This window comes from Massilia sp. Masssp94 (assembly GCF_059491305.1).
In genome coordinates this window covers 4,910,534-4,923,830 of the sequence record NZ_CP168501.1, presented here as the reverse complement: position 1 = coordinate 4,923,830, position 13,297 = coordinate 4,910,534, and the positions used below count along the sequence as shown (strand labels likewise).

The 13,297-nt window shown below is 65.7% G+C and carries 16 protein-coding genes; 8 read left to right on the top strand and 8 right to left on the bottom strand.

Translation table 11 applies throughout. From position 1 onward, the window contains the following. Positions 1-122: 122 nt before the first annotated feature. The 4 genes from ilvC to ACEN9G_RS21780 form a co-directional block, all read right to left on the bottom strand. Positions 123-1,139, bottom strand: a complete 1,017-nt coding sequence (gene ilvC / locus ACEN9G_RS21795; RefSeq protein WP_036230707.1) for a ketol-acid reductoisomerase — start codon at positions 1,137-1,139, stop codon at positions 123-125. A 74-nt stretch (positions 1,140-1,213) separates the two neighbouring features. After that, positions 1,214-1,705 (bottom strand): acetolactate synthase small subunit, encoded by a 492-nt coding sequence (ilvN, locus tag ACEN9G_RS21790; RefSeq protein WP_056136997.1) that lies wholly within the window; start codon positions 1,703-1,705, stop codon positions 1,214-1,216. Next, complete coding sequence (locus ACEN9G_RS21785) at positions 1,705-3,429, bottom strand: acetolactate synthase 3 catalytic subunit (protein ID WP_056136995.1); 1,725 nt, start codon at positions 3,427-3,429, stop codon at positions 1,705-1,707. The genes ilvN and ACEN9G_RS21785 overlap by 1 nt, the downstream gene beginning before the upstream one ends. A 371-nt stretch (positions 3,430-3,800) precedes the next feature. Next, positions 3,801-4,427: a glutathione S-transferase family protein gene (locus tag ACEN9G_RS21780; RefSeq protein WP_413341705.1), complete on the bottom strand. Its 627-nt coding sequence runs from the start codon at positions 4,425-4,427 to the stop codon at positions 3,801-3,803. 193 nt (positions 4,428-4,620) lie between these two features. Here ACEN9G_RS21780 and ACEN9G_RS21775 point away from each other — a divergent pair, with 193 nt between their 5' ends. The 4 genes from ACEN9G_RS21775 to ACEN9G_RS21760 are packed head-to-tail and all read left to right on the top strand — an operon-like array spanning position 4,621 to position 6,922. After that, positions 4,621-5,190 (top strand): RNA polymerase sigma factor, encoded by a 570-nt coding sequence (locus tag ACEN9G_RS21775; RefSeq protein ID WP_371762935.1) that lies wholly within the window; start codon positions 4,621-4,623, stop codon positions 5,188-5,190. Next, positions 5,187-5,615 (top strand): DUF3619 family protein, encoded by a 429-nt coding sequence (locus ACEN9G_RS21770; RefSeq protein WP_413341708.1) that lies wholly within the window; start codon positions 5,187-5,189, stop codon positions 5,613-5,615. Before ACEN9G_RS21775 ends, ACEN9G_RS21770 begins: the two co-directional genes overlap by 4 nt. Positions 5,616-5,618: 3 nt before the next feature. Next, positions 5,619-6,383 (top strand): DUF3106 domain-containing protein, encoded by a 765-nt coding sequence (locus ACEN9G_RS21765; protein ID WP_483126948.1) that lies wholly within the window; start codon positions 5,619-5,621, stop codon positions 6,381-6,383. 29 nt (positions 6,384-6,412) lie between these two features. After that, on the top strand, positions 6,413-6,922 hold the full coding sequence (locus tag ACEN9G_RS21760; protein WP_413344767.1) for an RDD family protein: 510 nt from the start codon (positions 6,413-6,415) through the stop codon (positions 6,920-6,922). Here the strand turns inward: ACEN9G_RS21760 and ACEN9G_RS21755 are convergent, their stop codons facing one another. Together ACEN9G_RS21755 and ACEN9G_RS21750 are read right to left on the bottom strand one after the other, a co-directional pair. After that, positions 6,923-7,414: a thioredoxin family protein gene (locus ACEN9G_RS21755; protein WP_413344766.1), complete on the bottom strand. Its 492-nt coding sequence runs from the start codon at positions 7,412-7,414 to the stop codon at positions 6,923-6,925. Positions 7,415-7,424: 10 nt separating this feature from the next. Then, the gene (locus ACEN9G_RS21750) at positions 7,425-8,117 is read right to left on the bottom strand and encodes a cytochrome c biogenesis CcdA family protein (protein ID WP_413344765.1); all 693 of its coding nucleotides are present in this window, start codon (positions 8,115-8,117) and stop codon (positions 7,425-7,427) included. A 173-nt stretch (positions 8,118-8,290) separates the two neighbouring features. Here ACEN9G_RS21750 and ACEN9G_RS21745 point away from each other — a divergent pair, with 173 nt between their 5' ends. The 3 genes from ACEN9G_RS21745 to ACEN9G_RS21735 all read left to right on the top strand — a co-directional run bounded on the left by ACEN9G_RS21745 (position 8,291) and on the right by ACEN9G_RS21735 (position 10,870). Beyond that, a complete protein-coding gene (locus ACEN9G_RS21745) occupies positions 8,291-9,031 on the top strand; it encodes a response regulator (RefSeq protein ID WP_413344763.1) in 741 nt (246 codons plus the stop codon). After that, positions 9,028-10,338, top strand: a complete 1,311-nt coding sequence (locus ACEN9G_RS21740; protein ID WP_483126947.1) for an ATP-binding protein — start codon at positions 9,028-9,030, stop codon at positions 10,336-10,338. The genes ACEN9G_RS21745 and ACEN9G_RS21740 overlap by 4 nt, the downstream gene beginning before the upstream one ends. Positions 10,339-10,399: 61 nt before the next feature. Beyond that, a complete protein-coding gene (locus ACEN9G_RS21735; protein ID WP_413346100.1) occupies positions 10,400-10,870 on the top strand; it encodes a MarR family winged helix-turn-helix transcriptional regulator in 471 nt (156 codons plus the stop codon). 3 nt (positions 10,871-10,873) lie between these two features. On the opposite strand, the gene ACEN9G_RS21730 is transcribed toward ACEN9G_RS21735, so the two are convergent. Next, positions 10,874-11,479: a TetR/AcrR family transcriptional regulator gene (locus tag ACEN9G_RS21730; RefSeq protein ID WP_483126946.1), complete on the bottom strand. Its 606-nt coding sequence runs from the start codon at positions 11,477-11,479 to the stop codon at positions 10,874-10,876. Between the two features lie 83 nt (positions 11,480-11,562). On the opposite strand from ACEN9G_RS21730, the gene ACEN9G_RS21725 reads away from it, so the two are divergent. After that, positions 11,563-12,300: a 3-oxoacyl-ACP reductase family protein gene (locus ACEN9G_RS21725; RefSeq protein WP_413337707.1), complete on the top strand. Its 738-nt coding sequence runs from the start codon at positions 11,563-11,565 to the stop codon at positions 12,298-12,300. Between the two features lie 5 nt (positions 12,301-12,305). On the opposite strand, the gene ACEN9G_RS21720 is transcribed toward ACEN9G_RS21725, so the two are convergent. Continuing rightward, entirely contained in the window at positions 12,306-13,256 is a 951-nt protein-coding gene (locus ACEN9G_RS21720; protein WP_413337706.1) for a DUF2268 domain-containing putative Zn-dependent protease, read from the bottom strand. Positions 13,257-13,297: the final 41 nt, after the last annotated feature.

Below are 13,297 nucleotides of genomic sequence, written 5' to 3'. Positions count from 1 at the left end.
ATAACCGGTTTGACGCGAAAGTCGAGTTTATGTAATGGAAAGTTGCAAATGATTGCAAACGAAGGACACAAAAAAAATCGCCCCGGCAAGCGAGGCGATTTTCATTCAGCCGGGAATGCCGATCAGTTCTTCGACTGGTCGACCAGCTTGTTCTTGGCGATCCACGGCATCATCGCGCGCAGCTGTGCGCCGACCTGCTCGATCTGGTGCTCGGCGTTCAGGCGGCGACGCGAGATCAGGGTCGGGGCGCCGGCCTTGTTTTCCAGGATGAACGACTTGGCGTATTCGCCGGTCTGGATGTCCTTCAGGACAGCGCGCATCGCGTTCTTGGTGTCTTCGGTCACGACGCGCGGGCCGGTGACGTATTCGCCGTATTCCGCGTTGTTCGAGATCGAGTAGTTCATGTTGGCGATGCCGCCTTCGTAGATCAGGTCGACGATCAGCTTCAGCTCGTGCAGGCACTCGAAGTAAGCCATTTCCGGCGCGTAGCCGGCTTCCACCAGCGTCTCGAAGCCGGCCTTGATCAGCTCGACGGCACCGCCGCACAGCACGGCCTGCTCGCCGAACAGGTCGGTTTCGGTTTCTTCACGGAAGTTGGTTTCGATGATGCCGGCCTTGCCGCCACCGTTGGCCATTGCGTACGACAGGGCGATGTCGCGGGCTGCGCCGGACTTGTCCTGGTAGACGGCGACCAGGTGCGGCACGCCGCCACCCTGGCGATAGGTACCGCGCACGGTGTGGCCCGGGGCCTTCGGTGCGACCATGATCACGTCGAGGTCGGCGCGCGGCACGACCTGGCCGTAGTGCACGTTGAAGCCGTGCGCGAACGCCAGCACGGCGCCCTGCTTGATGTTCGGCTCGACGTTGTTCTTGTACACGTCGGCGATGTTTTCGTCCGGCAGCAGGATCATGACGACGTCGGCGGCTTTCACTGCCTCGTTGACTTCAGCGACCTTGATGCCGGCCTGTTCGACCTTGCCCCACGATGCGCCGCCGCGGCGCAGGCCGACGGTGACGTTGACGCCCGATTCCGTCAGGTTCTGGGCGTGTGCGTGGCCTTGCGAGCCGTAGCCGATGATGGCGACATTCTTGCCTTTGATGAGGGAGAGGTCGCAGTCTTTGTCGTAGAAAACTTTCATTTTTTAATCCTGTGCTTTTCGTGTTTCGTTATTTTGTTTGGTGGACACGAGGTCCACCGAATATATCGCCAGCGTCAAACCTTGAGGATGCGCTCGCCGCGGCCGATGCCGGAACCGCCCGTGCGGACGGTTTCGAGGATCGAGGCGCGGTCGATGGCGTCGATGAAGGCATCCAGCTTCGTCTTCGCGCCCGTCAGTTCGATCGTGTACGTTTTTTCCGTCACGTCGATGATGCGGCCGCGGAAGATGTCGGCGGTGCGCTTCATTTCTTCGCGTTCCTTGCCGACTGCCCTCACCTTGATCAGCATGAGCTCGCGCTCGATGTGCTGGCCTTCGGTCAGGTCGACCACCTTCACCACCTCGATGAGGCGGTTCAGGTGCTTGGTAATCTGCTCGATGATGTCGTCCGAACCCGTCGTCACGATGGTCATGCGCGACAGGGTAGCGTCTTCGGTCGGCGCCACGGTCAGCGTCTCGATGTTGTAGCCGCGTGCCGAGAACAGGCCCACCACGCGCGACAGCGCGCCGGCTTCGTTTTCCAGCAGGACGGAGATGATGTGTCGCATTACAGGTCCTCCGATCCGAGCAGCATTTCCGACAGGCCCTTACCCGTCTTGACCATCGGCCAGACGTTTTCGCTGCGGTCGGTAATGAAGTTCATGAACACCAGGCGGTCCTTCATGGCGAACGCTTCGCGCAGCGCGCCGTCGACGTCGCCCGGCTTCTCGATGCGCATGCCGACGTGGCCATAGGCCTCGGCCAGCTTCTCGAAGTCCGGCAGGGAATCCATGTACGACTCGGAATAACGCGAGCCGTAGTCGAGTTCCTGCCACTGGCGCACCATGCCCAGGAAGCGGTTGTTCAGGAGGATGATCTTCGGCGTCAGGTGATACTGCTTGCAGGTCGCGAGTTCCTGGATGTTCATCTGGATCGAACCCTCGCCCGTGATGCAGGCCACGGTCGCACCCGGATTCGCCATCTGCACGCCCATCGCGTACGGCAGGCCCACGCCCATCGTGCCCAGGCCACCGGAATTGATCCAGCGGCGCGGCTTGTCGAACGGGTAGTATTGCGCGGCCCACATCTGGTGCTGGCCCACGTCCGACGTGATGAACGCGTCGCCGCCGGTGACTTCCCACACTTTCTCGACGACGGACTGCGGCTTGATCAGCTCATCCGAGGTCGCATAGCGCAGGCACTCGCGGCCGCGCCAGTCCTCGATCTGCTGCCACCACTTCTGCACGGCCGGGTTCGGACGCTGCTCGGCGGCATCCAGCTGCGACAGCAGTTCGACCAGCACGTCCTTGACGTTGCCGACGATCGGGATGTCCACTTTCACGCGCTTCGAGATCGACGACGGGTCGATGTCGATGTGGATGATCTTGCGCGGGTTCGACGCGAAGTGCTTCGGGTTGCCGATCACGCGGTCGTCGAAGCGGGCGCCGATGGCGATCAGGACGTCGCAGTGCTGCATCGCCATGTTCGCTTCGTAGGTGCCGTGCATGCCCGGCATGCCGACGAATTTCCTGTCGGTGGCGCGGTAGGCGCCCAGGCCCATCAGCGTGTTCGTGACCGGGAAGCCGAGCTTGTCGACCAGCTTGTTCAGTTCGTTCGACGCATTGGCGAGAATGACGCCGCCGCCCGTGTAGATCATCGGACGCTCGGCCGCCAGCAGCAGCTGCACCGCCTTGCGGATCTGGCCGGCGTGGCCCTTGTCGACGGGGCGGTAGGAACGCATCTCGACCTCTTTCGGGTACGAGTACGTCGCCTTCTGCATGCTCACGTCCTTCGGGATATCGACGAGGACCGGGCCCGGACGGCCGGTGCGTGCGATATAGAAGGCTTTCTTGATGGTATCGGCAAGGTCTTTGACGTCCTTGACGAGGAAATTGTGTTTCACCACCGGGCGCGTGATGCCCACGGTGTCGCATTCCTGGAATGCGTCCTGGCCGATCGCATTGGTCGGAACCTGGCCGGAAATCACGACCATCGGAATCGAATCCATGTATGCGGTGGAGAGGCCGGTGACGGCATTGGTGACGCCCGGACCGGACGTGACCAGGCATACGCCCACTTCGTTCGAGCTGCGCGAATACGCGTCGGCCGCGTGCACGGCTGCCTGCTCGTGGCGTACCAGGATGTGCTGGAATTTGTCCTGCTTGAAGATGGCGTCGTAGATGTAGAGAACCGCACCGCCGGGGTAACCGAAGACGTGTTTCACGCCCTCTTCCGCCAGGCAACGGACTACGATCTCAGCGCCCGTGATGGGAGCTGCTGCGTCGTTACTCATGATACGTTCCTTTCAAAACCCATAGGGAGATTGATCGGATGCTCGTCCCTGACGAGATACGTGTCACGCAACAGTGCTCATGCTTCCCTTCTCTCTGCGGTCACGTCGATCTTTCAGGATGCCGTAGGATCCTTACGAACCGGCGCTGGACGCAACTCGTTCAGCTTGAGTTACTGTAGCGGAATGCGAATCTCTCGCGCTTGTGGCACGGGTTGGAGCAAACTGCCTACATTGTGAAAGCGCGTCATGCCGAGGTTGACTTTGTGTGACAAGCTGGCTTGACAATAAGCTTCGGGGGTGCAAAGCGTTCCATACCTTACTGCGTTGCACCATTCTGGTCAAGATAAATAATGATTTTTTCAAGCGCGCTTTCACACAATATTGTCCGGCAGCCACGCGCGGGCCATGGGACGTGCTTCCAGCCGAGCCATCCACGCGGCGATGGCGGGATAGTCGGGACGCTCGTCCATCGGCGTCTTGCGCCAGCGGTGCGTGGACAGGCCCAGCACGACGTCGGCCAGCGAGAACGCCCCGCCCGCCACGTAGTCGCCCGCCGTTTCCAGGTGCCGCTCGAGCAGGCCCATCTGGCGGTTCCAGCCGGCGATGCCGGCGGCGATCTGCACCGGATCCTGGTGCGCGGGGCTGCCCCGCACCAGGCCCATGAACGCGTAGCGCCACGCATTGTTCAATTCCGTCGCCTGCCAGTCCATCCACTGCTCCACCTTCGCGCGGGCCAGCGCCTCGGCCGGCAGCAGGCGGCCATCGCCATGGCGCGTGGCCAGGTAGCGGCAGATCGTGTTCGACTCCCACAGCACGACGTCGCCATCGACCAGCACCGGCACCATCGCGTTCGGATTCAGCGCGAGGAATTCCGGTTCCTGCGTGGAGCGGAAGCCGCTGCCCCAGTCTTCGCGCTCGAACGCGATGCCGAGTTCGCTGGCGGTCCACAAGACCTTGCGGACGTTGATCGAGCTTGCCTTGCCGAGGATGCGCATCATCTGATTGTCTCCGTCACGATGTCGATTCAGCCATTTTAAAAGCAGAATGGCAACTTTGCTTGCAGGCACCCCGGGAAACTACGTACACGCCAGCCTGCCGGTTTCGGGTGCGGTCATCCATAATTTTTGCTAGCATTCGACAGTTTTCCGAAAAGCCACAGGCAACGTACCTGTGGCGCCCACCACTTATCGCATGGCCACTGATAAAGAACTCAACGACTTCCTCGAGAGTGTCGAGCGGCGCGCCTTCAAGCAGGCGGCGTACGCGGTCCGCAAGGACGAGGCAGCGCTCGACATCGTTCAGGACGCCATGATCAAGCTCGCGGAGAAATACGGCGACAAGCCCCTGGCCGAATTGCCGATGCTTTTCCAGCGCATCCTGCAGAACACCATCCTCGATTACTTCCGCCGCGAAAAGGTCAGGAATACCTGGGTCAGCCTCTTCGGAGGCCTCGGCCGCCGGGACGACGACGACGAGGATTTTGATATACTGGCATCTTATGAGGCCGAAGAAGGAACGTCCGCCGCGGAGTCGAGCGCGGATCAGGTCGAACGTGCGGAAACCCTGCGCCTGATCGAGGAAGAGATACAAAAACTCCCGGCGCGTCAACGGGAAGCGTTCCTCATGCGTTACTGGCAGGACATGGATGTGGCCGAGACGGCCCAAGCGATGGGATGCTCCGAGGGCAGTGTAAAAACACATTGTTCTCGCGCTACGCATTCCCTGCAAAAAGCCCTGGAGGCCAAGGGAATTAAATTATGAACACCGACGACATCAACCTGGCGTACAAGATCCGCCACGCCCTGAACGAGAACCTCGACAACCTGCCGGCCTCGACGACCGACCGCCTCGCCGCCGCCCGCGCGGCCGCGCTCGCGCGAAAAAAAGCACATGCTGCCGATGCGCCAGCCCGTGCGAAGCAGCAGCGTGCGTCGTTCGACCTGGGCGCGCTGTTCTCGATGCAGTGGGTGGCACGTGCCGCCGTCGTCGCGCCGCTGCTGCTGATGGCGGCCGGCATGGTCGGCGTGTACCAGTACGAACGCGAGCAGCGTGCGGCCGAGCTGGCCGAGCTGGATGCGGCCGTGCTGTCCGACGACCTGCCCCTGACCGCCTACACCGACCACGGCTTCAACGCTTACCTGGCGCAACAGCAGCAAGCACAGCAACAGCCGCAGCGAGCCCAGTAAAGGATGACGGCTAACAAGCTCAAGATTGCCGGCGCCGCCGCCGCCGTCGTGCTCGTTGGCGCGGCCGCACTGACCCTCCATCAGCAAGGCGGCTTCCTTCCGGCATCGGGCCCGGCCACGCGTGACGCGGCGGCCGACGCTGCGCCTGCCCAGCCCGCCAAACCGGCCACCGGCAGCCACAAAGGCGGCGACAAGTCCCTGTGGCGCAGCCTGACGCCGGCCCAGCAGGTGGCCCTACAGCCGCTGCAGGCCGAATGGGACCAGATGGATAGCGTGCGCAAGCAGAAGTGGCTGCAGCTCGCGAACCGCTTCGCCACGCTGAAACCGGAAGAGCAGCAGCGCGTGCACGAACGCATGCGCGCATGGGCCAAGCTGACGCCCGAGCAGCGCGAGCTGGCGCGCGAAACCTATACGCGCACCCGCAAGATCGCCCCCGAGCAAAAGAACGCCACGTGGGAAAGCTACCTGCAACTGCCGGAAGAACAGAAAAAGAAACTGGCCGCCTCGGCCACGGCCCGCAAGACGCCCCGCGTCGTGCCGTCCCAGGCCAACGGCAAGGTCGTCGCACCGCTGGGCCAGGGCGCGACGTCGTGCCCGGCCGGCATGATCAAGAACACCGTCTCGGCCGCCCCGCCGTGCGTGACGCCGCCGCCGCCCCCGGCGCCCGTGCAGCCCGCACCGGTGCAGCCGCCCGCCAATCCCCAGCCCGCACCGGAGCCGGAAAAGCAGGTCCCGGCCAACTGGGGCATCACGCCGAACAACGCCTAGACAGGATCGCCATGCACGACACCCCCAGCATGACTCCGACCATAAAGCGCCGCCTGACCGCGATGGTCTACGAGACCTTCCTGTTGCTGGCGGTGGAGATGCTGGCGGTGGCGCTGTTCCTCATCGTCACGCGCAACAATCACGCGCCCGTGTTCCAGTACGCGATGAAGGTCTGGCTGTTCGTCGTCACCGGCGCGTATTTCACCTGGGGCTGGACCAACAGCGGCCACACCCTCGCGATGAAGACGTGGCGCATGCAGGTCGTCACCACCGGCGGCGCGCGCCTGCCGTTGCGCATCGCCATCGTGCGCTACCTGCTGGCCTGGGGCTGGTTCCTGCCCGCCCTCCTCGCCTGCACGGCACTGGGCCTGAAGGACAAGGCCCAGATCGGCGCGGCCGTCGCCGTCGGCGTGCTGGCGTGGGGTCTCACGGCCTTCCTCGACCGCGACCGCCAGTTCCTGCACGACCGCCTGGCCGGCACCCGCCTGGTGCAGCTGCCGAAGCAGGTGAAGACCGCCGCCCCCGTCGAAGCGGCGTAATCACTGCTGCGCCAGCAGCTTGCGGATCGTCGCCTCGGTCTGCGCATAATCGCCTTCGCCGAAGTGCGTGTAAACCACTTCGCCCTTCTTGTCGACGAGGTAGAACGCCGGCCAGAACTGGTTGTTGTACGCGCTCCAGGTGGCATACCGGTTGTCCTGCGCGACCGGGAACGTAATCCCGTTGCGCTGCACGGCCGTCTTGAGGTTGTTCAGGTTGCGCTCGAAACCGTATTCCGGCGTGTGCACGCCGACGACGACCAGTCCCTGGTCCTTGTACTTCTGGTGCCAGCCTTTCACGTACGGCAGCACGTGCTGGCAGTTGATGCAGTCGTAGGTCCAGAAATCCACGAGCATCACCTTGCCGCGCAGCTGCTGCATGCTCAAAGGCGCGCTGTTGATCCAGTTGTCGATGCCGGCGAATTCCGGTGCGGGTGCTGCATGTGCGCCGCCAGCGATGAAAGCGGCAGCGAGGACGAGCGAACGGATTTTCATGGTGAACTCCTTACAGGGTTGGGAAGATGGACGGGACGTGGGCGGCGATCTGTGTGTCGACCTGGAACCAGATCGCGGCCGCGCTGGCCAGCACGAGCACGCCGAACGCGCGCTGCAGGGCCACCGCATGGCGGGCCACGCCGCGCACCCGCTGGACGATGGCCTGGCCGCCGTGGATCAGCGCCAGCATCGGCAGCGCGGCACCGAGCGCATACAGGCCGACGAGCCGCACGGCCTTGCCGGGATCGTGCGCCTGCACGACGAGGGCGAGGATCGAGGCGAGGACGGGACCGGCGCACGGCGTCCACACGGCGCCCAATGACAGGCCCAGCACGAACGCGCCGCTCTGCTTCGGGACGGCGCCGGTGCCGCGCAGCTTCGCCCACAGCGGGCGGACGGCGTCGACGAGCAGGTCCCACGGCCGCGACCAGATGCGCAGCAGGCCCGATACACCCAGCAGCACGATCGCGATATTCCGCAGCGTCTCCTGCGCCAGCTGCGCCGCGCTCGACACGGCGCCCAGCGCCAGCGCGAACGCGGAAAACGACAGTACGAAGCCGGCCACGATCAAGAGCGGACGGCGGCGGCTCGACTGTTCCACGGTCGCGCCGAGCAGAAACGGCAGCACGGGCAGCACGCACGGCGACGCCACCGTGGCCAGGCCGGCCAGCAGGGCAAGCGGGGATTCGATCGGGTTGGTCATGGGAGCCTCCTTGTTGTGTGAGACGCCATTGGACGCCCGCGGTGTGTACGCGATGTGTCCGCAACCTCCCATTTTTGTCAGGCCATGTGTCCTGTCCGGCCCCCGACACATTCGGACATAATGACGCCGCGACGTCGCGCTACAGTAGCCCTGCAACCAACGAAGGAGAACCCATGAACGAGTCCGATCACGTCCTGGTCGTCGACGACGACCGCGGCATCCGCGAACTGGTCGGCGCCTATCTGGAAAAGCAGGGGCTGCGCGTCACCCTGGCCGCCAACGGCCGCGAGATGAGAAACGCGCTGATGCAGGCGACGCCCGACCTGATCCTGCTCGACATCATGATGCCCGGCGAGGACGGCCTCACCTTGTGCCGCGAACTGCGCGCGGGGAAGCACCGCGCGGTCCCGATCGTGATGCTGACGGCGCGCGACGACGAGACGGACCGCGTCGTCGGCCTGGAACTCGGTGCCGACGACTACGTGCCGAAGCCGTTCGCCGTGCGCGAACTGCTGGCCCGCATCCGCGCCGTGCTGCGCCGCACGCGCATGCTGCCGCCGAACCTGCAGGTGACGGAGGCCGCGAAACTGATCGCGTTCGGCGACTGGCGCCTCGACACGGTCGGCCGCCATTTGCTCGATGCGGACGGCGTCGAAGTCGCGATGAGCGGTGCGGAATACCGCCTGCTGCGCGTATTCCTCGACCACCCGCAGCGCGTGCTGTCGCGCGACCAGCTGATGGGCCTCACGCACGGCAACGACGCGGAATTCTTCGACCGCTCGATCGACCTGCTCGTGAGCCGCCTGCGCCAGCGCCTGGGCGACGGCGCGCGCGAACCCCGCTACATCAAGACCCTGCGCAACGAGGGCTATGTGTTCTCGGCCGAGGTGACGATCCTGGAAGGCCGGACATGAAACCGCGGTCGGCCATCCCTTGGCCACGGAGCCTGTACGCACGCCTCGCATTGATCCTGTTCGCTGGCCTCGCAGTCGCGCAGGGCCTGTCCGTCGCGCTCACGTTCACGGAACGCGACCAGGCGACGACGAACCTGATGATGGGGTATGTGGAACGCGAAGTCGCGAGCTCCGTCGCCCTGCTCGACCTGCTGCCGGCGGCCGAGCGCCCGGCCTGGCTGCCGCGCCTCGCGCGGCGCAGCTACCGCTTCATCCTCGGGCCGGGCGAAACGGTGGGCGCGATGCCGGACGAGAAGCTGTCGGCGCAGATCGCGCACTCGATCGAACAGGGCATCGGCCGCAGCTATCCGCTGTCCGTGAACGGCCTCGGGAACGAGGGCCGCATGCAGGTGCACCTGCGCCTGTCGGACGGTGCGCCGCTGACCATCGACGTGCTGCCGATGCGCGGCGTGCCGCTGTCGCCATGGCTGCCGTACATGCTCGCGGCGCAGCTGGCGATCCTCGCCGCGTGCTGCTGGTTCGCGGTGCGCCAGGCCGTGCGTCCGCTGCGCGTGCTGGCCGAGGCGGCCGATGCGCTCGGGCCGGACCTGCGCCCCGTCGAGCTGCCGGAACGCGGCCCGTCGGAAGTGTTGCGCTCGGCGCGCGCGTTCAACGCCATGCAAAAGCGCATCGCCGCGTACGTCGACGAGCGCGTGCGCATCCTGGCCGCCATCTCGCACGACCTGCAGACGCCGATCACGCGCATGCGCCTGCGCGTGGACATGATGGACGACGAAGCCCAGCAGCCGCGCCTGCGTGCCGACCTGGAAGAGCTGCAAGGCCTCGTCAAGGACGGCATCGGCTACGCGCGCGCGATGCACGGCGAACGCGAGCCGGCGCGCGCCATCGACCTCGACGCCCAGCTCGACAGCCTCGTGCTGGATTACCGCGACGCGGGCAGCGCCGTGAACCTCGAAGGCCGCATCGGTGCACCGGTGCACACGCGTCCGAAAGCGCTGCGGCGGATCATCGGCAACCTCGTCGACAACGCGTTGCGCTACGGCGGCGGGGCCGACATCGTCGTCGGGCGCGACAGCCAGGGCGCAGTCCTCATCCGCGTGCTGGACAACGGTCCCGGCATCCCCGCCGGGCAGCTGGAAGCCGTGTTCGAGCCGTTCTTCCGGCTGGAGGCATCGCGCAACCGCGACACGGGCGGCACCGGGCTCGGCCTGGCGATCGCGCGCCAGCTCGCGGGGAGTCTCGGCGGGACGCTCACCTTGCACAACCGGCCGGAGGGCGGGCTGGAGGCGCGGCTGACCCTGCCGTGACCTGCACGATTGGCGGATTTCAAGTACGATAATCGTTATCGCGATAATTTTCTAGATAATCATGCCTGACGATAAAGACGCCCGCGCCCAAGCTGCCCGCATGGCGGACTTCATGTGCTTTGCCATCTACTCGACCAATCTGGCTTACTCGCGCGTGTACAAGCCCGTGCTGGACGCGCTGGGCCTCACCTATCCGCAATACCTGGCGATCATCGCGCTATGGGAACAGGACCGGCAGACGGTCAAGGCCTTGAGCGAAAAGCTGTTCCTCGAACCGAGCACGGTAACGCCGATGCTCAAGCGGCTGGAAGCGATGGGCTATGTGCGCCGCGAGCGCGACAAGGAAGACGAGCGCAACGTCCGCATCTCGCTCACGGACGCGGGCCGCGCGCTGCGCGAGAAGGGACTTGGATTCGGCAAGCAGACGGTCGCCGCGTCCGGCCTCGGTCCGGAAGAATTCCCGCAGCTGCAGAAGGCCATCGTGCAATTGCGCGACAACCTGATCGACGCGGCGGGCAGGACGGACAGCTGACGCTCAGACTTCCGCGACGGGCGCCGCGCGCGCTTTCAGTGCGGCGATGACGAAATCGACCGTCGCACCGAGCTGCGCGGCGTCGGCGCCTGCCTTCGCGCTGATGCGCATGCCGCGGACGGCCGTGTGGATGAAGTGCGCGGCCGCCGCCGGATCGAGCCCGGCCGCCAGTTCGCCCGCCTGGCGCGCGCGCGTCAGCACCTCCGCGAAGATGTCTTCCGTCACCCGCTGCGAGCGCTCGACGAGCGCCTGCACGTCGGCGTCGGCCTGCCCGAATTCGGCGATGGCATTGACGCTGAGGCAGCCGCGCGCGCGCAGGGCCGCATCCGCGCCGGCGATCTCGCGCAGGAACGCTTCCAATGCGCCCAACGGCGACCGCCCCGCCGCAAGACGGTGCTTCAGCGCCGCGCCACCCGTGTCCGTGTAATGCGTGAGCGCGGCCAGATAGAGCTGCTTCTTGTCGCCGAACGTGTCGTACATGCTCTGGCGGCCGATGCCCATCGCGCGCACCAGGTCGTCCGTGGACGTCGCCTCGTACCCCTGCTCCCAGAACACCCGCACCGCCGCATCGAGCGCTGCGGCCGGATCGAATACCTTCGTTCTCGCCATGTTTTTTAATCTTGACTAGTCAGTCCAGAATGGAAGTATAATCGATTCTCCATTTTGGACCAATCAGTCAAGAAAGGATCGCCATGACCTCCCTCACCGGCAAGATCGCATTCGTCACGGGCGGCTCGCGCGGCATCGGCGCCGCCATCGTCCGCCGCCTCGCGGCCAACGGCGCCACCGTCGCGTTCACCTACGTCAGCGCGCACGACCGCGCATTGGAACTGGCAGCAAGCATCGACGCCGCCGGCGGCCACGCCCTGCCCCTGCGCGCGGACAGCGCCGACGCACAGGCGCTGCGGCAGGCCATCGCGGGCGTCGCGGCACAGTTCGGCCGCATCGACATCCTCGTCAACAGCGCGGGCATCCTCATCCACAAGGACCTCGCCGAGACCACGCTGGAAGACTACGACCGCATCGCCGCCGTCAACGTGCGCGCCCTGTTCGTCGCCACGCAGGCGGCCGCGCCGCATATGCGGGATGGCGGCCGCATCGTCAACATCGGCAGCATGGTGGCGGACCGCGCGGGCAGCCCGGGCGTGGCGTTGTACGCGATGAGCAAGGCGGCCGTGGCCGGCCTCACGCGCGGGCTCGCGCGCGACCTCGGTCCGCGCGGCATCACCGTGAACAATGTGCAGCCGGGGCCGACGGAGACGGAGATCGTCACGGACGAATCCGTGCGCGCCTACCTGCGCGCGCAGATCCCGGTGGGGAGGATGGGGCAGGATGCCGAGATCGCGGGGCTGGTGGCTTACCTCGTCGGGAACGAGGCGGGGTATGTCAACGGGGCGTCGTTGACGATCGATGGCGGATTCGTCGCCTGAACGGCTTACCTGCCGTAGCCGCTGGCCTTGAGGATCGCGCCGGGATCGCGCAATTCGATGAGTTCACGGATCGCGGCGCGCTTGTCGGACGCGCGCGCCACGTATGCTTCGGCGATGCGCATGCCGACCCAGTAGCCGGCTTCGCACGGCCAGCCCTCGGGCGCGGAACCGCAGTTCGCGAACCAGCGGCGGAAGTGGGGACTCGCGACCAGCCTGTTGACATCGCCACCGCCCCGGATCGCTTCGCGGTCGCGCTGGAATTCCTGCCACAGCCAGGCTTCCTGCGGACGTGCCCAGGCGTCGCGGTCCTGATGGGGAATCGCGCCCGTGACGAGCGTCGCGAGATAGTCGGCGACGCCCTCCGTCAAGGCCTGGCCCAGAAGGAAATCGGCCAGTTTCGCCGGTGTGTCGCCGTCCTGCCAGGTGTGGACCGTTTCGTGCGCAAAGAAGCCGCGCATCGCGGTGCGGAACTGCTCGGGCGTCGTCCCGGGCGCACAGATTACTTCGAGGCCGAGCACCTGCCTGTCGCCGCTGGCCGTGCCGCCCGACGTGCGGGCGCCGAAGACGACGTCGATGGCGGGCAGCGGGCGTTCCGGCACCAGGCCCGCAAACGCGAGATAGATCGCGCGCAGGTCGCTGCGCAGGGCCGGCAGCTGCGGCAGGCATTCGCGGATCGCGTAGCGGTAGCTGTCGGGATGCGCGGCGACCGTCTTTGCCAGGCGCTGCGCGTCGATGATCCGCGGCGCCGGCGTGAAGACCTTGACGCCGGGCCCAGCCCCATCCAGATAACCGCGCTGCAACGCATCGGCCGTCGGCACGGCGCCATCCTGCATGAGACTCGCGAAACGCAGCGCGTCGCGCGCGTCGATGTCGACCGTCAGCGGATCGACGCCCGCGGCCAGGACGACGCCCGTCCATAGCGACAGCACGGGCAGAAGCAGCTTACCGAACTTCATCCATTGATCCTCTCTGTAGCGCCAGGCGCGCGCGACGCAGT